At 70.9% G+C, this 20568-nt stretch carries 21 protein-coding genes; 8 read left to right on the forward strand and 13 right to left on the reverse strand.

Annotation, left to right across the window (positions count from 1 at the left end; all coding sequences use genetic code 11):
* Nucleotides 1–178: 178 nt before the first annotated feature.
* The 7 genes from ACIOHC_RS24810 to ACIOHC_RS24840 form a co-directional block, all read right to left on the reverse strand.
* On the reverse strand, nt 179–1777 hold the full coding sequence (locus ACIOHC_RS24810; RefSeq protein WP_351075495.1) for an ABC transporter ATP-binding protein: 1599 nt from the start codon (nt 1775–1777) through the stop codon (nt 179–181).
* The gene (locus tag ACIOHC_RS24815) at nt 1774–2763 is read right to left on the reverse strand and encodes an ABC transporter permease (protein ID WP_351075497.1); all 990 of its coding nucleotides are present in this window, start codon (nt 2761–2763) and stop codon (nt 1774–1776) included. Before ACIOHC_RS24815 ends, ACIOHC_RS24810 begins: the two co-directional genes overlap by 4 nt.
* The gene (locus tag ACIOHC_RS24820) at nt 2760–3749 is read right to left on the reverse strand and encodes an ABC transporter permease (protein ID WP_351075499.1); all 990 of its coding nucleotides are present in this window, start codon (nt 3747–3749) and stop codon (nt 2760–2762) included. The genes ACIOHC_RS24815 and ACIOHC_RS24820 overlap by 4 nt, the downstream gene beginning before the upstream one ends.
* Nucleotides 3746–5470, reverse strand: coding sequence for an ABC transporter substrate-binding protein (locus ACIOHC_RS24825; protein WP_351075502.1), 1725 nt, complete (start codon nt 5468–5470; stop codon nt 3746–3748). The genes ACIOHC_RS24820 and ACIOHC_RS24825 overlap by 4 nt, the downstream gene beginning before the upstream one ends.
* A gap of 230 nt (nt 5471–5700) precedes the next feature.
* Nucleotides 5701–5796 (reverse strand): Ms4533A family Cys-rich leader peptide, encoded by a 96-nt coding sequence (locus ACIOHC_RS24830; protein ID WP_351075504.1) that lies wholly within the window; start codon nt 5794–5796, stop codon nt 5701–5703.
* Between the two features lie 168 nt (nt 5797–5964).
* Nucleotides 5965–7218, reverse strand: coding sequence for a DUF3152 domain-containing protein (locus ACIOHC_RS24835; protein ID WP_351075506.1), 1254 nt, complete (start codon nt 7216–7218; stop codon nt 5965–5967).
* Between the two features lie 8 nt (nt 7219–7226).
* Entirely contained in the window at nt 7227–8192 is a 966-nt protein-coding gene (locus tag ACIOHC_RS24840) for an alpha/beta hydrolase (protein WP_351075508.1), read from the reverse strand.
* Nucleotides 8193–8301: 109 nt separating this feature from the next.
* Between ACIOHC_RS24840 and ACIOHC_RS24845 the strand changes: the two genes are divergently transcribed.
* The 4 genes from ACIOHC_RS24845 (at nt 8302) to ACIOHC_RS24860 (ending at nt 10202) form a co-directional block, all read left to right on the forward strand.
* A complete protein-coding gene (locus ACIOHC_RS24845) occupies nt 8302–8517 on the forward strand; it encodes a hypothetical protein (RefSeq protein WP_351075510.1) in 216 nt (71 codons plus the stop codon).
* A gap of 168 nt (nt 8518–8685) precedes the next feature.
* The gene (locus tag ACIOHC_RS24850) at nt 8686–9327 is read left to right on the forward strand and encodes a TetR/AcrR family transcriptional regulator (RefSeq protein ID WP_351075513.1); all 642 of its coding nucleotides are present in this window, start codon (nt 8686–8688) and stop codon (nt 9325–9327) included.
* 142 nt (nt 9328–9469) lie between these two features.
* Nucleotides 9470–9697, forward strand: coding sequence for a DUF3107 domain-containing protein (locus ACIOHC_RS24855; protein ID WP_218105578.1), 228 nt, complete (start codon nt 9470–9472; stop codon nt 9695–9697).
* A 235-nt stretch (nt 9698–9932) separates the two neighbouring features.
* The gene (locus ACIOHC_RS24860; RefSeq protein ID WP_351075517.1) at nt 9933–10202 is read left to right on the forward strand and encodes a hypothetical protein; all 270 of its coding nucleotides are present in this window, start codon (nt 9933–9935) and stop codon (nt 10200–10202) included.
* A gap of 51 nt (nt 10203–10253) precedes the next feature.
* Here ACIOHC_RS24860 and ACIOHC_RS24865 read toward each other — a convergent pair whose 3' ends face one another.
* Nucleotides 10254–10988 carry a ferritin-like fold-containing protein gene (locus ACIOHC_RS24865; RefSeq protein ID WP_327273067.1) on the reverse strand — a complete coding sequence of 245 codons (735 nt, stop codon included), beginning with the start codon at nt 10986–10988 and terminating at the stop codon, nt 10254–10256.
* Between the two features lie 471 nt (nt 10989–11459).
* Between ACIOHC_RS24865 and ACIOHC_RS24870 the strand changes: the two genes are divergently transcribed.
* Entirely contained in the window at nt 11460–13289 is a 1830-nt protein-coding gene (locus ACIOHC_RS24870) for a DEAD/DEAH box helicase (protein ID WP_351075616.1), read from the forward strand.
* Nucleotides 13290–13449: 160 nt separating this feature from the next.
* On the forward strand, nt 13450–14298 hold the full coding sequence (locus ACIOHC_RS24875) for an alpha/beta fold hydrolase (protein WP_401844057.1): 849 nt from the start codon (nt 13450–13452) through the stop codon (nt 14296–14298).
* Between the two features lie 51 nt (nt 14299–14349).
* Here the strand turns inward: ACIOHC_RS24875 and ACIOHC_RS24880 are convergent, their stop codons facing one another.
* Entirely contained in the window at nt 14350–15237 is an 888-nt protein-coding gene (locus ACIOHC_RS24880) for an NYN domain-containing protein (RefSeq protein ID WP_351075524.1), read from the reverse strand.
* 221 nt (nt 15238–15458) lie between these two features.
* On the opposite strand from ACIOHC_RS24880, the gene ACIOHC_RS24885 reads away from it, so the two are divergent.
* Entirely contained in the window at nt 15459–15611 is a 153-nt protein-coding gene (locus tag ACIOHC_RS24885) for a hypothetical protein (protein ID WP_015611185.1), read from the forward strand.
* Nucleotides 15612–15688: 77 nt separating this feature from the next.
* Here ACIOHC_RS24885 and ACIOHC_RS24890 read toward each other — a convergent pair whose 3' ends face one another.
* The 3 genes from ACIOHC_RS24890 to ACIOHC_RS24900 all read right to left on the reverse strand — a co-directional run bounded on the left by ACIOHC_RS24890 (nt 15689) and on the right by ACIOHC_RS24900 (nt 18284).
* A complete protein-coding gene (locus ACIOHC_RS24890; protein WP_093897497.1) occupies nt 15689–16294 on the reverse strand; it encodes a MarC family protein in 606 nt (201 codons plus the stop codon).
* A 166-nt stretch (nt 16295–16460) separates the two neighbouring features.
* Nucleotides 16461–17327 carry a PHP domain-containing protein gene (locus tag ACIOHC_RS24895; RefSeq protein ID WP_351075529.1) on the reverse strand — a complete coding sequence of 289 codons (867 nt, stop codon included), beginning with the start codon at nt 17325–17327 and terminating at the stop codon, nt 16461–16463.
* Nucleotides 17328–17645: 318 nt separating this feature from the next.
* Nucleotides 17646–18284 carry a DUF6758 family protein gene (locus ACIOHC_RS24900; RefSeq protein WP_351075532.1) on the reverse strand — a complete coding sequence of 213 codons (639 nt, stop codon included), beginning with the start codon at nt 18282–18284 and terminating at the stop codon, nt 17646–17648.
* 157 nt (nt 18285–18441) lie between these two features.
* On the opposite strand from ACIOHC_RS24900, the gene ACIOHC_RS24905 reads away from it, so the two are divergent.
* Entirely contained in the window at nt 18442–19674 is a 1233-nt protein-coding gene (locus tag ACIOHC_RS24905; protein ID WP_351075534.1) for an MFS transporter, read from the forward strand.
* 97 nt (nt 19675–19771) lie between these two features.
* On the opposite strand, the gene ACIOHC_RS24910 is transcribed toward ACIOHC_RS24905, so the two are convergent.
* A complete protein-coding gene (locus tag ACIOHC_RS24910) occupies nt 19772–20404 on the reverse strand; it encodes a suppressor of fused domain protein (RefSeq protein WP_401844059.1) in 633 nt (210 codons plus the stop codon).
* Nucleotides 20405–20568 lie beyond the last annotated feature (164 nt).

The following is a 20568-nucleotide window of genomic DNA, read 5'->3' on the forward strand; positions in this document are numbered from 1 at the left end:
AAAGCCGGGCCAACTCCCTTCGCTGCGCTCCGGGAGTTGAGGGGGCCGGCCCGCGGTGGGGGGCGGGGGGGGCCGCGGGGGCGGGGGCCGCGCCCCGCCACCGAAAGGGGTGAACCGTCGTAACTTTCCCGCTCCAGCGGCGTTCAGTCGCGCTATGGGAGCGATCGGTTACGGGGAGTCAGGCTGCGGCCAGCTCCTTGCGGGCTGCGCGGCGGACCGCCGCGAGCGCCGGGTCCAGCGCGGGAACGGCGGCCAGGAGCTGCTTGGTGTACGGGTCCCGGGGATCCTGGTACACCCGGTCCACCTCGCCCTCCTCGACGATCCGGCCCCGTCGCATGACGGCGACCCGGTCGCTGACCTGGCGCACGACGGCGAGGTCGTGTGCGATGAAGACCAGCGCCAGACCGAGCTCCCGCTGCAACTGCGCCAGCAGGGCGGTCACCTGGGCCTGGGTGGTGACGTCGAGCGCGGAGACGGCCTCGTCACAGACGATCAGCTCCGGCTCGGCGGCCAGCGCCCGCGCGATCCCGACGCGCTGTCGCTGTCCGCCGCTGAACTCGTGCGGATAGCGGTCGTACTGCGCGGGGTCGAGCCCGACCCGCTCCAGCAGGTCCCGCACCCGTGCCCGGATCACGGCCTCGTCGCGCTCCCCGGCCGCCCGCAGCGGATCGGCGACCGACTCACCGATCGAGCGGCGCGGGTTGAGCGAGGAGACGGGGTCCTGGAAGACCATCTGCACCCGGGCCCGGCGGGTGAGGAGCCCCGAGGTGGGCTCCAGCAGTCCGACGAGCATCCGCCCGAGGGTGGTCTTCCCGCTGCCGCTCTCGCCGACGACGCCGAGGGTCTCACCTCGGCGGACGGTGAGCGAGACACCGTCGACGGCGGCGAGGGCGGACGCGCCCCTGCCGAACACCTGCCGCACGTCGACGGCTTCGACGAGCACCTCGCCGTCCACGGGTGCCGGGCTCACCTCGGCGGCCTCCGGGCAGTGCCGGACCCTCGGCTCAGCCACTCTCGGCACCGCCGCCAGCAGCGCCCGTGTGTACGGTTCGCGCGGTGTCACGAGCACCTCGCCCACCGGACCCCGTTCCACCGCCCGTCCCGCCTGCATGACCAGCACCTCGTCGACCGATTCGGCCGCCACGCCCACGTCGTGCGTGACCAGCAGCAGCCCCATGCCCGTCTCGTGCCGCAGCTGGTGCAGCAGGTCCAGGATCTGTGCCTGGACGGTGACGTCCAGGGCGGTCGTCGGCTCGTCGGCGATCAGCAGCTGGGGCTCGCAGGCCAGGGCCATGGCGATCAGCGCCCGCTGCCGCATCCCACCGGAGAACTCGTGCGGCCGGGAACGGGAACGCCGTGCCGCGCCGGGAATCCCGACCCGGTCCAGCACCTCGACGGCCCGAGCCCGCGCCGCCCGCCGGGAGACCCGGTTGTGCACCCGGTACACCTGGGCGATCTGGTCGCCCACCGCGTAGTACGGGTCCAGCGAGGACAACGGATCCTGGAAGACCATGGCGGCCCTCGCACCCCGCAGGGCCCGCAGTTCCGTGTCGTCCGCCGCGGTCACGTCCACCCCGGCGACCCGGATCGAGCCGCCGACCCTGGCGCCGGTCCCCCGGTGCAGTCCGAGCAGGGCGTACGCCGAGGCGCTCTTGCCGGAGCCGGACTCGCCGACGACGCCGAGCGCGCCACCGGCCTCCAGCGAGAACGACAGTTTCTCCACCGCCCGCACATCACCGAACGAGATCGAGAGATCGGAGACCTCGACCAGGCTCATGCCAGCACCACCCTTCGGTCGGCCGTCGCCTGCAGAATGTCCGCGACGGCATTGGCGAGGACGACGAAGAAGCCGGTGACGAGCACCAGACCGACGACCACCGGAAGGTCCACGTGCTTCACGGCGTCCACGAGTTCACGGCCGACCCCCGGAATCCCGAAGAGCGATTCGGTGAGTACGGCGCCGCCGAACATCGAGCCGATGTCCAGAGCGCCGAGCGCGATCACCGGCGCCAGCGCACCGCGCAGCGCGTGCCGCCCCACGAGCGCCCGCTCACTGACCCCGTACGCCCTGAAGGTGCGCACGTGGTCCTCGGCCAGGGTCTCCAGCATCGAGGCACGGGTCATCCGGGCGTACGGGGCCGCGGAGACCAGCGCCAGCGAGATCCAGGGCAGCAGCAGGTTCCAGGCCCACTGCTCCGGGTTCTCGGTGAGCGGCACGTAGTCGGGGAACGGCAGGATCCGGAGCGCCGTGACCAGGATGATGATCAGCAGCAGCCCGATGACGAAGACCGGCGTCGCCATGCCGGCCAGGGTGATCCCGGTGAGGATGCGCTCGGTCGGCCGGCCGCGCCGCCACACCGAGAGCAGCCCGGTCCCGACGCCGAGCAGCATCCACAGCACGAACGCGCCGAGGGCGAGCGAGGCGGTGGCCGGGAGCTTGGCCAGGATCAGCTCGGTGACCTGCTGGTCGCTCTGGTACGAGAGCCCCAGGCAGGGGGCCTGGCAGTGCAGCACCCCGGTCCCGGTCGAGTAGTGGCGTCCGACGAAGAGCCCCTGGAGGAAGTGCGCGTACTGCACGTACAACGGGTCGCCCAGGTTCAGCTGTTCGCTGACCTGCGCCACCTGCGCGGGCGAGCAGCGCGGACCGCAGGCGATCTGCGCGACGTCGCCCGGGGCGACGTAGAAGGCCGCGTGGACGACGACGCTGAGCGCGAGCAGCACGAAGAGCGCACCGCCAAGGCGCCTGAGCAGGAACCACCTCATGCGTCGGCCTCCTTCTTCCGTCCGGTGCCGACCCGCAGCCGGGACTCGGCGCGCGGGTCGAGTGCGGTGCGTACGCCCTCGCCGAGGACGGTCAGCGCCAGCACGGTGACGAACAGCAGCAGGGCGGGGATCAGCAGATAGCTGGGGGCGGCCTGGTACCAGGTGTCCGCGTCGCTGAGCATCTGTCCCCAGGACGGTGTGGGCGGTTTGATACCGACACCGAGGAAGGACAGCGCCGCTTCGACGACGATGTCGGCCGGGAAGAGCAGTACGGCGTACGTGATGACGGGCGCGGCGAGTGCGGGCAGCAGTTCGCGTCTGGCGATCTGCCAGGAGTTCCACCCGCTGAGCCGGGCGGCGGCGACATGGTCGAGCGATTTCAGCGCGAGCGTCCGGGCGCGCACGATCTTCGAGATGCCGGACCAGCCGACCAGGCCGATGATCACGGCGATCAGGACCGGGCGCGGGAAGCTCCTGGGGACGACGGCGAGCGCGCCGAGCGCGATCACCATCACGGGCAGCGCGACCACGACGTCGGTGACCCGGCTGAGCACCTGGTCGACGAAACGGTTCCCGAGCCCGGCCGCGAAGCCGATGCCGACCCCGATGACCACTTGCAGCAGGGTCGCGGCCAGCGCGACGCCGAGCGAGACCCGTGCCCCGTGGACGACGCGAGCGAACAGGTCGCGCCCGGTGAGCGGTTCGACGCCGAGCCAGTGCTCGGCGCTGATCCCGCCGAAGGAGCCGAGCGGCACCCCGCCGGTGGCGGAGTCGACGAGATCCGGGTGGTAGGTGGTGGGGTCCTGGCCCTCGATGGCCGCCAGCAGCGGTGCGGCCAGTGCGACCAGGACCAGCAGAGCGACGACGACGGCCGCCACGAGGGCCGAGCGCCGGGCGCGCAGCCGTCGCCAGAACGGATGGGCCCCGGAGGCGGGAGCCTCGACGGCCCCCGCCTCCTCGGCCGGCAGTGCTTCGGCCGTGGTCACTTGACCGCGACCTGCGAGATGTCGAGCACACCGGTCCAGTCACTGATGACGACGTTCTTGACGGACTCGCCGTACAGGCGCTTGTAGACCGGGTGGAACAGCGGCACGGTGAGCGCCTGCTCGCCGACCTTCTCGTCCAGCGCGCCCCAGCGCTTCGCGGCTGCGCTCAGGTCGGTCAGCTTGTTGATCTCGTCGATCTCCTTGTTGACCGTGGGGTCGTTCAGCTGGGCGGAGTTGAAGTTGTAGCCGGACCTGACGATCTGGCGCCCGTCGAAGACCGGCGCGAAGAACGGACCGCCGGACGGCCAGTCGGCGCCCCAGCCGCCGAGGAAGAAGCCGGGCTCGCTCTTCACGTTGTAGACCGTGTCGGAGTAGTCGTTGCTCTCCAGGCCCTGGAGCCTGACCGTGATGCCCGCCTTCTTCAGCGCCTCCTGGAGCGCGGTGGCGATCTCCGGGCCGGTGGCGAAGTCCTTGTCGTTGGAGTGCGTGAGGGTGACGGTCAGCCCGTCGGGGTGGCCGGCCTCCTTGAGCAGCTCCACGGCCTTGGCCGCGTTGCCGGACTTCCCTGCCGGGAAGTGGTCGTACGGGGTGTGGCCGAAGGCCTTCTGGTCGGGCAGGAAGGTGGTGGCGGGCTCGGCGAGCGAGGAGCCGCCGGCCGCGTTGACCACGGAGGAGCGGTCGACGGCGTACGAGATCGCCTGACGCACCTTCGGATCGTCGAAGGGCTTCACCTTCGGGTTGAAGGCGATGTAGTTGGTGTAGCCGAAGTGGCCGGTGCCGACACGGGCGGCGAGCTTCTTGTCGCCGGTGACCTTGGCGAGCTCGGACGGGCCGAGGTTGGTGTCGGTGGTGACGGCGGCGGCGTCGGCGCCCCGCGACGCGGACAGGCGCTGGTTGATGACGGCGGAGTCCAGTCCGGAGCGTACGTCGATCCGGTCGGGGTAGGCCTTGCGCTCCTCGTCGGTCGCCGCCGACCAGTGCGGGTTGCGCTCCAGGACGAGGCGCTCTCCGTCCCCCTCGTTCCTGACGACCTTGTACGGCCCCGAGGAGATCGGGTGCTCCTCGTACTTGGTCCCCGTGTCCTTGGCCTTCGGCACCGGGGTCGTCTGGGTCTGCGTGGCCAGGAAGGGGAATTCGCCCTCCGGCTTGTTGAGGTGGAAGACGATCGTCTTCGCGTCGGGCGTCTCGATCGAGTCGAGGCCCTTCTTGTCCTTGTACGGGCCCTGGTAGTCGGCCCCGCCGATCAGCCAGTCCCGCAGGTAGGGCGCGCCGCCGGAGAGTTCGGCGGCGAAGGAGCGCTCGATGCCGTACTTGATGTCGGCACTCGTGATCGCGGTGCCGTCCTCGTACTTCAGACCGTCCTTGAGGGTGTACGTCCACACGGTGGCGTTCTTGCTGGGCCTGCCCAGGTCGGTCGCCAGGTCGGGGACGACCTTCGCGCCGGCCGCGCCGTCCTCCCGGTTACGGGTGGTGAGCGTACGGAAGACGAGGGACGGGACGTTGCCGCCGCCGGAGGTGTAGAGCCGAGCGGGGTCGAAGTCGGACTGCGGTTTGCTGTTGAGGACGGTGAGTGTGCCGCCCTTGTGGGGCGTGCCCGCCGCGCCGGTGTTGCCGTCGCTGTCCTTGCTGTCCTGGGGTCCGCAGGCCGCGGCACCCGCAGCCACGACGATTACTGCGGCGGCCGCTGCCACGCGGCGCGATATGACGGACGGTTGACGCATCGGAAGATGACCTCTCGGAGTACTGCCTGAAGAAATGAACGAGGAATTTCCGCGCAGGCAGCGACGAGAGCGAGTGCACACAACCGGTCGGCACATGGGAAGAGATGGCCGGAACTCACTGACACTGTCGCGCCTGCGGACGGAGTACGCCCGGAGTGCGGCAGTCAGGAATGGCCACCCGAGGCCGGTTCAGGTCTCGGACGGGGGGCCGACGCGCACTCGGGCAGGCGTCAGCAACAGTCGATGTCGGCGACGCTGTGCCCGGTCACGCCGATGAGCGCCAGCTCTATGGCGGCGCGCTCAGGGGTGACGGGGCTGCGTGACATGCCGAGAAATATGGATCACCGTCCAGGGGATGTCAACGCGAAATGAGACGCCCATCTCAATATACGGACGGACTTCGGGTGCGGTGAACCGGGTCCCGCGGAAGGCATGGCGGCCGGCCCGGTCGAGGGCGACGGCCCAAAACGCCCCCGAGCCCTGCCCCTTCCGATTCAACTGGCGGGGTACACCCAGGGGTTGGGCCGGCACTTGATCCCGTCGATGTCCAGGGACTTGGTCTGCTGCTGCATCACCGGAGCGAGCGCTCCCTGCGTGCCGCAACTCACATGGTTGTGGCCCAGCCGATGACCGACCTCATGGTTGATCAGCATCCGGCGGTAGGCGAAGAGTTTGTCCGGACCGAACGTCGACGACCCCTGCGCCCAGCGGTAGGCGTTGATCATCACGCGTTCGGTCGCGGCGGAGTCGCACGAGACGTTGTCCTCCGTCGTGTCCAGGCCCGACTTCCGGCACCAGTCCCCGGTGGTCCCGGGACTGGCCAGGGTGATCACGAAATCGGGGTCGCCGGAGGAGATCCGCTCGAACGTCATGGCGCCGTCGTGCGCCCAGCTGCGGTCGTCGTTGAGCGTCTCCTGGACGGCTCGGGCGAAGAGTCCCGCGTCGAGCCCGAGGCCCTTCTCGACATCGATGCGGTAGCGGTACTTGCGCCCCCGGCCCGGCGCCTTCGCCGAGCCCGGAACCGCCTCGAACTTCCCGGACCCGTGGAGCTTCGGCGCGAGCGGATAGGCCTTGGCCATCTTCTCCGCGTACGAAAGGGGCTTGACCTGCGCCGGCTTCGGGGTCGACCGGTCGTCCGAGCGGGATGCGCCCTCGGTGCCGTCCCGGTCGACGCCCGCGGACCGCGCGGTGTCGGCGCCACCGTCGTCATGGGCGACCTGTCCGGCCACGACCACCGCGAGCACGGTGGTCACCGCGGCGGCCGCGATGCCGGTGAACGTACGGCCCCTGGCGCTCTTGGCGGACGCCGGTGCGCCGGTGTCACCGCTCGACGGCTGTTCGTCGCGCTCGCCGACCGAGCCGTTCGGATCGGCCGGCGGGGCGGGCGGGGCGGAAGGCCCCCGGGGCGCGGGCGGAGCGGGTGGCGCGTCGAAGGCCTCGACGAACTCGCGCCGCGGCCCGGGTACCAGCGGCCGGGCGCCCGTCTGCTGAGCGCGCCGGGGCACCGTCTGCTGCGGGCCGGTCCCCCAGCCGCCGCCGGGTTCACGCTGTTCGGGGTGGCCGCCGCGGACATGGCCGGTGTGCTGGAACGGGGCGTGCCCGTCCGTACCGGTCGGCGCATCGGCCGACTTCCGACGCCGCCCGCTGCCGGGCCCCGGGCGGACGCCTTCCCGGCCGACGCCCGCGTCCGCGAGGGCCTCGGTATCGCCCCCCGTGGTTGCGGGGCCCTTTCGGCTGTGTCGTCCCACGCCCCGGATCAGCTCCCGCCGAGTTCGTCGAGCAGATCCCGGAACGCCTGGGCGACCGCCTCCGGGTACTCCATCATCGCCACGTGCCCCGCGTCGGGCAGTGTCAGCAGTCGTGAATCGCGGAAGGCCGCGGACGCCCTGCGTGCCATCCGGTACGAGACGAGCTGGTCCCGTCCGCCGTACACGAGCTGGGTCGGTGCGAGCACCCGCTCGGCCTGGCGCCACAGTCCGTGCTGCCCGCCCAGCGTGTACGCGTCGACGATGCCACGTGCCGAGCGCGCCATCGCGTCCCAGAAGTACGGCAGTTCCAGCCGACGTTCCATTTCGGCCACCGCTTCGCGGAAGCCCGACTCGGAGACGCGCGCCGGATCGCCGTAACAGAGTGCCATGACACCGCGCGTGCGTTCTTCGGCGGTCCAGTCCCTGGTCATACGGGCGAACAGCTTGGCGACACCCGGAACGGCGAGCAGTCCGGTCGGCGCGGCGGAGCGCTGCACCCGGATCTCGGGCAGTGCGGGCGAGACGAGGGTGAGGGTGCGCACCAGGTCGGGACGGACCGCGGCGACCCGGGTGGCCACGGCACCGCCGAGCGAATTGCCGAAGAGATGAACCGGTCCGCGCTCCGCCGCGTCGAGGAGGCGGATCACGGCGCGGGCATGCCCGGTGACCGAGTAGTTGCCGTCGTCCGGCGGCGGCGAGTCCCCGAAACCGGGCAGGTCGACCGCCTCCCCGTCCACCAGGTCCTGGAGCAGCGGCATCAGCGCCGACCAGTTCTGGGAGGAGCCGCCGAGCCCGTGCACATAGAGCGCGGGCGGCAGCCCGGTCCGCTCCGGCGGCCGGGTCCGGACGGTCAGCGCCAGACCGGGCAGCGCGACGGCGCGCAGCTCCTCGCCCTCCGCGACCCTGACGGTGCTCACCGTGGGGGCCACCGCGGCGGCGGCGGCGCGGACGCCCGGCAGCTCGGTCGAAGACATGCGGCAATGTTACGAGACGATCACACCACGATTCATGTGTTCGCGGTCACAGATCGCGTAGCGGCTCGCAGGGGCAGCTCCTAGGCTCGTAGCAAGGAAGGGAGTCACCATGACGGTCGACCCCAGCGACCCGGAGACCTTCGAGGACATCCAGCCGGACGAACCGGACCAGGAGACGCCCCGGGCGGACGCCGCCGAGCAGCGGACCGATCTCCAGCAGCGGCGCGACGCACCGCTCACGGACATCGACCGGGACAGCGCCAATGAGGCGGATGCGGCGGAACAGGCTCGTGTGGTCGCACAGGATGAAGACGATTACCGCTGATTCGCCCCGTTTTGCCCTGCCGGTCGGCGAATCTGCGGCTACCGCAGCCGTCCGGTCCGTGAAATTCTGCGTCCGCGCCGCGCGCACCCGGGTTACCCAAAAGTACGATGGCGGTACGGCGCAGCGTGCACGGAAAGGCTGTGTCCGATCACATATTTGGGAGGCGGCGTGACAGCCATCGAGCAGACCGAGGCGGCGCGTCCGCGAGGCACTCGACTGCCTCGCCGCGCCCGACGCAACCAGCTGCTGGGCGCCGCGCAGGAAGTATTCGTGGCGCAGGGTTACCACTCCGCGGCCATGGACGACATCGCGGAACGGGCCGGGGTCAGCAAGCCGGTGCTCTATCAGCACTTCCCGGGAAAGCTGGAGCTCTATCTGGCCCTGCTGGACCAGCACTGCGAGTCATTGCTCCAGGCGGTCCGTACGGCGCTGGCGTCGACGACCGACAACAAGCTCCGCGTCGCCGCGACGATGGACGCGTACTTCGCGTACGTGGAGGACGAGGGCGGCGCCTTCCGGCTGGTCTTCGAGTCGGACCTGACCAACGAGCCCGCCGTCCGCGAGCGCGTCGACCGGGTCTCGTTGCAGTGCGCGGAGGCGATCTCCGACGTCATCGCCGGGGACACGGGACTGTCCAAGGACGAGTCCATGCTGCTCGCGGTCGGTCTGGGCGGCGTCTCCCAGGTGGTCGCCCGCTACTGGCTCTCCAGCCAGTCCGCCATCCCGCGCGACACCGCGGTTCAGCTGCTCACCTCGCTGGCCTGGCGGGGCATCGCGGGCTTCCCGCTGCACGGCATCGAGCAGCACTGACGGCGGCGGCCGGGTCCGGCCGGCGCCCGTGTTCGCTGCGGGCGTTGCCCACCGGCCCCTGACGGCTCCCCTCAGCGGGCTAATGTGTGCTGCGTACGGCGCGGTTCACCGCGCAGGGACTGACCGTCGGAGGGACATAGCCGTGGAGGTCAAGATCGGGGTGCAGCACACGCCCCGGGAGATCGTTCTGGAGAGCGGGCTTTCCGCCGAAGAGGTCGAGAGCACGGTCGCCGAGGCTCTCACCGGCAAGGCGCAGCTGCTCAGCCTCACGGACGAGAAGGGCCGCAAGGTCCTGGTGCCGGCCGACCGGATCGCGTACGTGGAGATCGGCGAGCCCAGCACGCGCCGCGTGGGATTCGGCGCGCTGTAGGGCGGCGCGCTCAGTGGTCGTGACAGCGGCCCGGTGGGGATCCCCCCGCCGGGCCGCTGTCCGTTCCGGCCCGCGGTCCGATCCGCGGCTCCGTCCGTGCTCACCGTCCGCGTTTCCGCCCGTCGGGGCGATTCCTGTGTGCGAACCCCGTACGAGGAGGGTTGCGTTCCGCCACCCTCGGGTAGTACCGCTAACGACCGATTTACCCGCCCCGCAACACGCGAGGTGATCATCTGTGATTCTGGAACCTCTCGGCTCCGTCGTGCTCGGACTCGCCCTGGCCTGGCTGGGGCTCCACTCGCTGTCCGACCGGCTCCCGTCCCGCCGTGCCGTCTTCACCACCGGCGCTCTGGGAGCCCTGTTCGGCGCGTTTCTCATGCACTCGGTGCTGGGACCGGGCCACTCGGTGGCCACGCTGGTCGGCGCGGCGCTGGTCGGGGCCGTGACGCTCTCGCTGCTGATCCGCCCCCGAACCCACCGTCTGAGCCGCTCAGCGGCGGCCTGAGGGCGTCCGGCACCCGTGCGGACGGACGCCGGACTGCCCGGGGTGAAGGTGCTACGCGGCCAGGCCCAGCGCGGCCATCCGCTTGGTGTGCGCCTCGGTGATCCGCGAGAACATCCGCCCGACCTCCGCCAGATCGAACCCGTCCGCCACGCCGCCCACGAGCATCGTCGACAGCGCGTCACGGTCGGCCACCACCCGCTGCGCCTGCGAGAGCGCCTCGCCCATCAGCCGCCGCGCCCAGAGCGCGAGGCGGCCGCCCACACGCGGGTCGGCCTCGATCGCGGCACGTACCTTCTCCACGGCGAAGTTGCCGTGTCCCGTGTCGTCGAGCACGGCGAGGACGAGGGAGCGGGTGTCCGAGTCGAGCCGGGCGGCGACCTCGCGGTAGAAGTCACTGGCGATCGAGTCGCCGACGTAGGCCTTGACCAGGCCCTCCAGCCAGTCGGACGGAGCGGTCTGGCGGTGGAAGTCGTCGAGCGCCTTGGCGAACGGCTCCATCGCGCCGGTCGGCTCCACCTCGATCGCGGTCAGCCGGTCCGTCAGCCGCTCGAAGTGATGGAATTCGGCGGAGGCCATCTTTGCCAGCTCCGCCTTGTCGGCCAGCGTCGGCGCGAGCTTGGCGTCCTCGGCGAGCCGCTCGAAGGCCGCCAGCTCCCCGTAAGCGAGTGCCCCCAGCAGGTCCACGACCGCTGCGCGGTACTGCGGCTCCACGGATGCGGTGGCCCAGTCCTGGGCGGCGATTCCGGTGAGCACGGGGGCTTCGTTGGCGTTGTCAGGCGTCTCCATGAAGCGCAGAATAGCCCGCCCGACGGGGGACGGAAGGGCCTGGCCGGCCAGTGACATCACACCGTTCCGATGAATTCGCCCAACACACATGCGCAAATCCGGGGTACAGTGGTATTGCGTCTACTCAGTATTTTGGGTTGGTGACGCGAAATTGAATGAGGATGCCCGGTCGGTGGCCCGATCGGCTCCGACCCGACAGCCCTCCGCGCGGGGCGTACGACTCGTACGACCGCAGATGAGGGGCCCCCTCAGCGGCACGAGCGCTCGAGCGACGGCAGTGGTCCCGCGCCACCCGGCCCATCCACGGCCGGATGACCAACCCCGGCACGGTACGACCCCCAGCGTTCGCCTCGGACCGCGTCTCACAGAAGAGGCAGCACCCTGACTACGTTCCGAGAACTCGGGATTCTCCCCGAGACGGCCGAGGCCCTTGAGGCCGTCGGCATCGTGTCCCCGTTCCCCATCCAGGAGATGACGCTCCCCGTCGCGCTCTCCGGTTCCGACGTCATCGGCCAGGCCAAGACCGGCACCGGCAAGACCCTCGGTTTCGGTCTTCCGCTGCTGGAGCGCGTCACCGTCCTCGCGGACGTCGAGGCCGGCCGGGCCCGGCCTGAGGAGCTGACCGAGGCGCCGCAGGCACTGGTCGTCGTCCCCACCCGCGAGCTCTGCCAGCAGGTCACCAACGACCTGCTGACCGCCGGCAAGGTGCGTAACGTCCGCGTTCTCGCGATCTACGGCGGCCGCGCGTACGAGCCGCAGGTAGAAGCCCTGAAGAAGGGCGTCGACGTGATCGTCGGCACCCCGGGCCGACTGCTCGACCTGGCCGGACAGCGCAAGCTCGACCTCTCGCACGTGCGTGCGCTCGTGCTCGACGAGGCCGACGAGATGCTCGACCTCGGCTTCCTGCCCGACGTCGAGAAGATCATCACCATGCTTCCGGCGAAGCGCCAGACGATGCTCTTCTCGGCGACCATGCCCGGCGCCGTCATCGGTCTCGCACGCCGCTACATGTCGCAGCCGACGCACATCCGCGCCACCTCGCCCGACGGCGAGGGCGCGACCGTCGCGAACATCTCGCAGCATGTCTTCCGCGCCCACTCGATGGACAAGCCGGAGATGGTCTCCCGCATCCTGCAGGCCAACGGCCGCGGACTCGCGATGATCTTCTGCCGCACGAAGCGCACGGCTGCCGACATCGCCGAGCAGCTGGAGAAGCGCGGTTTCGCTTCCGGCGCCGTCCACGGCGACCTCGGGCAGGGCGCGCGCGAGCAGGCGCTGCGCGCGTTCCGCAACGGCAAGGTGGACGTGCTCGTCTGCACCGACGTGGCGGCCCGCGGCATCGACGTCGAGGGTGTGACCCACGTCATCAACTACCAGTCGCCGGAGGACGAGAAGACGTACCTCCACCGCATCGGCCGGACCGGTCGGGCCGGTGCCAAGGGCATCGCGATCACGCTGGTCGACTGGGACGACATCCCGCGCTGGCAGCTGATCAACAAGGCGCTGGACCTGGACTTCAACGATCCGGTCGAGACGTACTCCACCTCGCCGCACCTCTTCGAGGAGCTCGACATCCCGGCCGGCACCAAGGGTGTCCTGCCGCGCGCCGAGCGGACCCGTGCGGGCCTGCGTGCCGAGGAGATCGAGGACCTCGGCGAGACGGGCGGCCGCGGCCGCAAGTCCTCCGGCGCCTCCGCGGCGCCCGCCGCCCGCGAGGAGCGTGCGCCGCGCACGCCGCGCCAGCGTCGTCGTACGCGGGGCGGTTCGGCCGTCCCCGCCGTCGGGGAGACCGCCGACACCGCGGCCGTGGTACCGGCCCCGTCCGCCGAGGTGACCGACACCCCGTCCGAGCCGCGTACGCCGCGCCGCCGGCGCCGTACCCGCGTCGGAGCCGCGGACGTCGCGGCCGAGGCCGCGGTGACCACGGTCGAGGCTCCGGCCGCCGAGGCCGGGGACGAGCCGGAGGCCAAGCCGCGCCGTCGCCGCACCCGGGCCGCCGTCGTGAAGCCGGTGGTGGAGGAGGTCGACTTCCAGATCGCCCCCATCGCCGAGCCGGCGCCCGCGAAGACGGTGACCAAGCCGCGCCGCCGCACCCGTGTGGTCAAGCCGGCCGAGGACGAGGTCGATTTCCAGATCGCGCCCATCTCCGAGCCGGCGCCCGCGAAGACGCCGCGCCGTCGCACGCGTGCGGCCGCCAAGCCGAAGACGGAGGTCGTGGCGGAGGCCCCGGCCGCCGAGGGCGAGACGAAGCCGCGCAGGCGCCGGGCGCCGCGTGCGACTGCCGCCAAGGCCGAGGGCTGAGCGCGGCACCGCCTCATCCGGGCTCGCCCCGGACCCCGCTCCTCCGTCGACCGGAGGGGCCTGATTTCGCCGGACGGGCTTGAGGGTTCCCTCAAGCCCGTCCGGCGTTCGAGGACCTGCTCTTCTGCCCGTCCGGCGTCTCAGGACATAACCTCGTCCCATGAGCCGGCCGCACACCTTCACCCCGCCCCCCTGCGCCCACGCCCACCAGCTCCGCACCGCGCGCGGGGACTTCGCCGTGCTGGACGCCCCGCCGCGCACCGCGCCCCGCGGCACGGCCCTGCTGCTGCCCGGGTACACGGGCAGCAAGGAGGACTTCGTCGCACTGCTGGAACCACTCTCCGCCGCCGGGTACCGGATCGTCTCCGTGGACGGTCGCGGGCAGTACGAAAGCGAGGGGACGGACCGTCAGGACCAGTACGCACAGACCGAGTTGGCCCGCGATGTGCTGGCGCAGGCGGCAGCGCTCGATGTCGCCGACGAGGGCTCCGTCCATCTGGTCGGGCATTCGCTCGGCGGGCAGATCGCCCGCGCCGCCGTGCTGCTCGACGCCTCGCCGTTCCGTTCGCTGACGCTCATGTCCTCCGGCCCCGCCCAGGTCGCCGAGGCCCAGCAGCTCAAGGTGAAGATGCTGAGCGACGCGCTCGCGACGCTGAGCATGGCCGAGGTCTGGGAGGCGATGCGCGCCCTCGACCCGCCCGAGGACGCGACGACCGACGGCGAGGCGCTGCGCCGGCGCTGGCTGCGCCACCGGCCCGCCCAGCTGATCGCCACCGGCCGTCAGCTGGCGACCGAACCGGACCGGGTGGCCGAACTCGCCTCCGTGGCGCTGCCGGTCCATGTGCTCTCCGGTGAGCGCGACGACACCTGGCCGGTGCCGCTCCTCGACGAGATGGCCCGGCGACTGGGGGCGCACCGCACCCGGATCGCGGGCGCCGAGCACTCCCCCAACACGGACCGCCCCGAGCAGACGGCGGCCGCGCTCGTCTCCTTCTGGGAAAGCCTGTAGGCGCCACCGTCGGAACTCGACGAGGCCGGGGGGCGGCGCCGTCACCGGAACTCAGTACTGGGCCTGCAGGTGCTGCCAGAAGCCGTCTCGCAGCGCCCGGCGCAGATGCGCGTGGCCGCGCAGCGAGTGCTGCAGCAGCCGTTCGGCCTCGACCAGCAGGTCCTGGTCGACCGAGCCCGGCAGATACGGGTGGCCGGGCAGCAGATCGGCGAGGGACTCCCGGCCCCGGGCTGCCAGCCAGGCCGCGGCGATCTGCGCACCGACGAAGCGGACGTCTTCGCGCGAGGGCGCGGGGGTGTCCTCCTCGTAGGTGGTGACGGGGCGTCTGGTGACGTACGGGCGGCAGAAGTCCAGGTCGAAGGTGCGCTGGCTGTCGACCTCCCAGAGCAGCGGTTCGGCCTGGTTGCGCCCCTCCCCAGCCTCGATGCCCCACAGGTGCACGCGGGCCCCGTACCCCTGCGCCGCCTCGACCGCGGACACCAGGTCCTCGTCGCCGCCGACGAGCGCCGCGTCGCTGATGGCGCGGTGCCGGGCGAGCGATTCGAGGTCGGTGCGGATGAGTGAGTCGACGCCCTTCTGCTGGTTGTTGGCATTGAGGTTGCCGAGTCTGACCTTGACGTCGGGGAGTTCGGCGATGGACTGCTGCTCGACGGTGTGAATGCGCCTCCTGGCTCCGTCGTACCAGTACACGCGCAGCAGTCTGCTGTCCGCGAAGATCGTGCGGGCCTTGTCGATGAAGGCCTCGATCAGCCCTTCCGCGTCGAGGTCGAAGGAGCGACGGTCCTCGGTGCCGGTGACGAGCAGTCCGGCCGCGGCGTACACATAACCCGCGTCCACGAAGATCGCGTGGGTCGAGGGGGTCTTCGACACCTCGGCGAGCACGCGCTGGAGCAGCTCGTTGGTGCGGTCCAGGCGCTCGCCGATCTCTGCCTCGCTCATACGGGCCTCGTCGTGGACCTCGTCACCGGCGCGTGCTGGGTGACCTGCTGATACTTAGACATCCAAAAAATTTCCTTAGCGTAGGGAATGTTTGCCGGAGGCAAGCCGTTGTACACCTCGTGGAGCGCGGGACATCGCTGTCGAGCGCTCTCATCCTTGCGGACGGGTCATCCGTCCTCCCAGTAGTTCTCCAGCAGGAGGATCAGACGAAGGGAAGCCGTATGCGCTTCGAGATCATGCGACTCGACGATGTCGACGGTACCGCCGTGGACAGCACCGTCGTGGACGCCGCCTCCGTCAACCGGATCGTGCAGCAGGCCGCAGCCATGGGCCAGCGCATCTACATCCGCCCGGCCGAATCCTCGGCTTCGTAACGCACAACGACGCACAAAGACGAAGCGCCCCCGTACGGACGGTCCGTACGGGGGCGCTGTGGCGTCCGCGGGCACCGTCAGGAGTTCTGGATGACCTGGGTGACCCCGTTGATGATCTGCTGTACGGCGATCGCGGAGAGCATCATTCCGGCGAGCCTGGTCACCAGCACGACGCCGCCGTCCTTGATGACCCGGATGATCAGCAGCGAGTAACGCATGGTCAGCCAGAGCACGATGTGCATGGCGATGATCGCCGACCAGACCGAGATCTGGCTCCCCACACTGTCGGCGTGCTGCACCGCCAGGATCACCGAGACGATCGCACCGGGCCCGGCGAGCAGCGGCATGCCCAGCGGCACGAGCGCCACGTTGACGTCCTTCGTCTGCGTCGGCTCGTCGGTCTTGCCGGTGAGCAGATCGAGCGCGATCAACAGCAGGAGAAGCCCGCCCGCGATCATCAGGGCGGGTACGGAGACATGCAGATAGTCGAGGATCTGCTGGCCGAGCACCCCGAAGACCGCGATCACGCCGAAGGCGACGGCCACGGCCTGCAGCGCCATCCTGCGCTGCATCTTGGCGGGGCGGCCCGCGGTGAGGGCGAGGAAGATCGGGGTGATTCCAGGGGGATCCATAATCACAAAAAGCGTGAGAAAAAGGGATCCGAAGACAGCGACGTCGAACACAGTGAGCCTTGCGCGAGAAGAACGAGAAACGGTCTGGAGGAGCGCACCCCGAAACCGGGGCGGCGGCACGGAGGCCGCGGGTGCGCGGTGGAATGCGGAGGAGGGACGAGCGGCGGTACGCGTCGGGCCGCGGGGCTCTTCGGTCCCGGCCGGGACGCGTGCGGCGTTACACGGGGCGGGGTCCGCCCGCGCCCGGCACCGGGAAGGCTCCCGTGGCACGCCGGGTGATCTCGCCGTAGATCTCGGGGTCGGTGGTGCACTCGCCGAGTGCGACGGTCTTGCGGGTGCCGTGGTAGTCGCTGGAGCCGGTCGTCAGCAGCCCCAGCTCCCGGGCGAGGCCGCGCAGCCTGGCCCTGGTCGCCTCGTCGTGGTCCATGTGATCGACCTCGATGCCGTCGAGGCCCGCGGCGGCGAGCTTCGCGATCGACGACTCGGGAACCACCTCACCGCGCTTGACGGCGAGCGGGTGGGCGAAGACGGTGACGCCGCCGGCGGCCTTGACCAGTCGGATCGCGTCGAAGGGGTCGAGTTCGTGCTTCTGCGCGTACGCGCGTCCGCCGTTGGCGAGCCACTCGGGCGTGAAGGCGTCGGAGACGGTCTCGACGACGCCGAGTTCGACGAGCGCGGTGGCGATGTGCGGTCGGCCGACCGATCCGTCCCCGGCGATCCTGGCGACCCGCTCCCACTCGATCGGCACGCCGAGCGCCTGGAGCCTGCCCACCATGGTCCGCGCACGCGGCACCCGGTCGTCCCGCACCAGCTCGCGTTCGCGCGCCAGCTCGGGCTCGTCGGGGTCGAAGAGGTACGCCAGCAGGTGCAGGCTCACACCGTCGATCCGGCAGGAGAGCTCGGCACCGGTGACGAGCGTGAGCCCGTCCGGAAGAGCGGCGATCGCCTCGGCGTGACCGCGCACGGTGTCGTGGTCGGTGAGGGCGACGACGTCGAGGCCCGCGGCGGCGGCATTGCGCACCAGCTCGGCGGGGGTGTCCGTGCCGTCCGAAGCGGTGGAGTGGGTGTGCAGGTCGATGCGCACGACGCGTACTCCAGTGCTCGGGGCCGGACAGGGGGACGTTCAAGGATAACCGGCATCCGGACACCCCCCGGCCGGACTCCGTTCGCCCCGGCCGGTGCTGCGACCGGAGACCTCCACCGGCTCCCGAAGCCCGCCCGGGACCACGGGAGAGCCCTCAGAGCCTGTCGGGTGACCTCCGACCGGGCGGCCACGCCCCGGCACGCACGCTTCCCGCGTTGTCGTCGGTCGCCGACGCGCCGCGTCGACTCCCTCCTCCGCCTCGGAATCCCACGCACCGGACCGCGTCCGCCATCCGATCCGAGGTCACCCGACAGGCTCTCAGTTCAGCAGGCGCGGGGTGAGCGCCCCGCACGGCACGAGGTCCATCTCTCCCCCGGCCTCGCGCAGATCGGCGAGCACCAGCTCGTCGTACATCAGCAGCCCCGACTGCTCGGGCCAGACGATCGCCCAGAGCCAGAGCCCGCGCGCCTCGCCCGCGAAGACCGCGCGGTCCTCGGGAGCGCCCTTGACGTGCCAGAGCGGAGTGGGACGTCCGGCAGCGAGCATCTTGACGTCCGGCGGGCCGTCGACATCCAGATGCGGTCCGGGGTCGGGGCCGTCGATCCCGGCGTAGCGCGCCCCGAGCCCGACACCGAGCTCCTCGGTGACGAGCAGCAGCTCGCCCATGCCGCCGACGGGGCCGGGACCGGAGCAGGCGACGACGGTGGCACGGCCGCCGCTGCGCTCGTCACCGGCGCTCGCCACGCCCGTGAACAGCCAGCCCACCGGCAGCGGCCAGGGCATCCACACCGGCACCCGGGCACGGCCCACGACCACGCCCAGCGCCTCGACGCTGGGCGGGACGACCGGTTGCAGCGGTTGCACACTGCCGTGCAGAGAGCACTGCCAGGTGTCGGCAAAGAGACCGGGCGCCCTGACCCGGCCTCCACACTTCGGGCAACTGGGTTCGCCCCTCATAGCGACCAACGGTCCTCCAGGTCAGCCGTCGCGTCAAGGATGATCACCCGTCCGTAGTGTGGCCCTCACCTGCGAAATTAGATGTAACTTGCACTCATTAGTTCTCCTAACTTATTCTGTGTATAACGCAACGACCTAGTGGAGAGCGAGAAGACCCATGCAAGGAGAGGATCCGTTCGATCAGGGGGCGGGCAGCATCCTGCGCCAGCCGAAGGCCGTCTGGGCCACGGCGGGCGCCTCTGTCGTCGCATTCATGGGAATCGGCCTGGTGGACCCGATTCTGCCGTCCATCGCCAAGGGCCTGGAGGCGACACCGAGCCAGGTGTCCCTGCTCTTCACCTCGTACTTCCTGATCACCGCCATGGCGATGCTCGTCACCGGCTTCGTCTCCAGCCGGATCGGCGGCCGCAAGACGCTGCTGGCCGGCCTCGCGCTCGTCGTCGTCTTCGCCGCGCTCTCCGGCACCTCGTCGTCCGTCGCCGAACTCGTCGGCTTCCGGGCCGGCTGGGGCCTGGGCAACGCGCTCTTCGTCTCGACCGCGCTCGCCGTGATCGTCGGTGCGGCGGCCGGTGGCAGCGCGGCGGCGATCCTGCTCTACGAGTCGGCGCTCGGCCTCGGCATGGCCTGCGGTCCCCTGCTCGGCGCCCTGCTCGGCGATGCCAGCTGGCGCTATCCGTTCTTCGGCACGGCCGCGCTGATGGCGATCGGCTTCATCTGCATCACGCTGTTCCTGAAGGAACAGCCCAGGCCCGCCGGCCGGACGTCACTGCTCGACCCGATCAAGGCGCTCGGCCACGGCGGCCTGGCCTCCGTCGCGACCTCGGCGTTCTTCTACAACTACGCGTTCTTCACGATCCTGGCGTTCACTCCGTTCGTGCTCGACATGACGCCGTACAAGTCGGGTGCGGTCTTCTTCGCCTGGGGTCTGCTGCTCGCGGTCTTCTCGGTGCTCGTCGCCCCGCGACTGCAGAAGCGCTTCGGGTCCTTGAAGGTGCTCGGTGCCTCGCTGGTGCTGCTCGCCGCCGACCTCCTGGTCCTGGGGTACGGCAACCACACCGCCGCCATCGTCTGCACGGTCGTCTCCGGCGCCTTCATCGGCATGAACAACACCGTCTACACGGAGCTGGCGCTCGGTGTGTCGGACGCGCCGCGCCCGGTGGCGAGCGCGGGCTACAACTTCGTCCGCTGGTTCGCCGCGGCCGCCGCCCCGTACCTCGCCCCGAAGATCGAGGAGTGGAGCGACATCCACATCCCCTTCGTGGTCGCCGCGATCACGGCTGTGGTCGGTGCGATCGTCGTCCGGATCCGGCGTACGGCGTTGACCCACGACGCGGAGGAACTGGAGCCGAGGCACGCCACCGAGGACGGCGTCACCGTCTTCGCCGACTGACCACGGCGCCGGCCCGCTCCCCCCTGTTCCGCCCCGCCCGCGGCTCCCCCTCCTGGCCGCGCGGCGGGGCTTCCCCGTGCCCGGCATGACGTACGTCTCAGTCCAGGTCGACGGAGGCACGGAGCGGATCACGCAGATCCGTACCGTGCGAGAGCCACCGTTCCTGGAGTTCCTGCGCACCCCGGACCCGCTTCCACGCGGCCTCGTTGTGCGTCATCGGCAGCAACGGCAGGAACCGCACCGGATCCATGGGGCCGACCGCCTCCGGACCGCCGTCCCGCCCCGGGCCGCCGGGCGCGGGCTCATTCGGATCCAGGTCCTCGACCAGCCCGCCGGGCTCGGCGACCAGTACGGAGCTGAACGGCGCCCCGGGCCACAGCGGCTCACCGACGTCCAGCGAGGCGCCGGGTGCCACGATCACCCCCTCGACCTGCGGGGAGGCCGCCAGCACGGCCAGCGGGCGCAGCACCTTGTCGGTGTCGGCGAGCCCCGCGCGCACGGAGAGGATCAGCTCGGCGCGCGGCCCCCTGACCGGGTCCGCGAGGGTCGCGGTCGGATCGGTCATCGGCTGCGCGGACATGCCGAGCGTGGCGTAGCGCACCACGTCGCCGTCGACGAAACGGAGCACCTCGATGCGGTCCGTGCCGAGAAACGTCACTGCGGCGCGCGCGTCCGGTTCGCCGAGGGCCGTCAGCAGCCGGGCCTCGACCAGAGCAAGAATTTCTCCCATCCCGCGAGCATAGGACGCGTATGGAACGGGCAAAGTAAGGGATTGGCCCTCGGACGGCTGATAGTCTTGGCCGCTGGTCGGGGCAGCACGCAGAAGCGTCGCTCTCAGCCCCGACGACACGTCATCCCCCACGGGGGACCGGCCGGAGGAGGTGGGGCTGCCAT

The organism is Streptomyces sp. NPDC088252 (assembly GCF_044740965.1).
Classification (GTDB): Bacteria; Actinomycetota; Actinomycetes; order Streptomycetales; family Streptomycetaceae; genus Streptomyces.

Bases quoted from the DNA above. Each gene is read 5' to 3' on its own strand.
- ACIOHC_RS24825 (WP_351075502.1), bottom strand. From the start codon at position 5,470: ATGCGTCAACCGTCCGTCATATCGCGCCGCGTGGCAGCGGCCGCCGCA.
- ACIOHC_RS24910 (WP_401844059.1), bottom strand. From the start codon at position 20,404: ATGGGAGAAATTCTTGCTCTGGTCGAGGCCCGGCTGCTGACGGCCCTC.
- ACIOHC_RS24830 (WP_351075504.1), bottom strand. From the start codon at position 5,796: ATGTCACGCAGCCCCGTCACCCCTGAGCGCGCCGCCATAGAGCTGGCG.
- ACIOHC_RS24870 (WP_351075616.1), top strand. From the start codon at position 11,460: ATGACGCTCCCCGTCGCGCTCTCCGGTTCCGACGTCATCGGCCAGGCC.
- ACIOHC_RS24845 (WP_351075510.1), top strand. From the start codon at position 8,302: ATGACGGTCGACCCCAGCGACCCGGAGACCTTCGAGGACATCCAGCCG.
- ACIOHC_RS24900 (WP_351075532.1), bottom strand. From the start codon at position 18,284: ATGAGGGGCGAACCCAGTTGCCCGAAGTGTGGAGGCCGGGTCAGGGCG.
- ACIOHC_RS24880 (WP_351075524.1), bottom strand. From the start codon at position 15,237: ATGAGCGAGGCAGAGATCGGCGAGCGCCTGGACCGCACCAACGAGCTG.
- ACIOHC_RS24885 (WP_015611185.1), top strand. From the start codon at position 15,459: ATGCGCTTCGAGATCATGCGACTCGACGATGTCGACGGTACCGCCGTG.
- ACIOHC_RS24905 (WP_351075534.1), top strand. From the start codon at position 18,442: ATGCAAGGAGAGGATCCGTTCGATCAGGGGGCGGGCAGCATCCTGCGC.
- ACIOHC_RS24840 (WP_351075508.1), bottom strand. From the start codon at position 8,192: ATGTCTTCGACCGAGCTGCCGGGCGTCCGCGCCGCCGCCGCCGCGGTG.
- ACIOHC_RS24875 (WP_401844057.1), top strand. From the start codon at position 13,450: ATGAGCCGGCCGCACACCTTCACCCCGCCCCCCTGCGCCCACGCCCAC.
- ACIOHC_RS24815 (WP_351075497.1), bottom strand. From the start codon at position 2,763: ATGAGGTGGTTCCTGCTCAGGCGCCTTGGCGGTGCGCTCTTCGTGCTG.
- ACIOHC_RS24865 (WP_327273067.1), bottom strand. From the start codon at position 10,988: ATGGAGACGCCTGACAACGCCAACGAAGCCCCCGTGCTCACCGGAATC.
- ACIOHC_RS24810 (WP_351075495.1), bottom strand. From the start codon at position 1,777: ATGAGCCTGGTCGAGGTCTCCGATCTCTCGATCTCGTTCGGTGATGTG.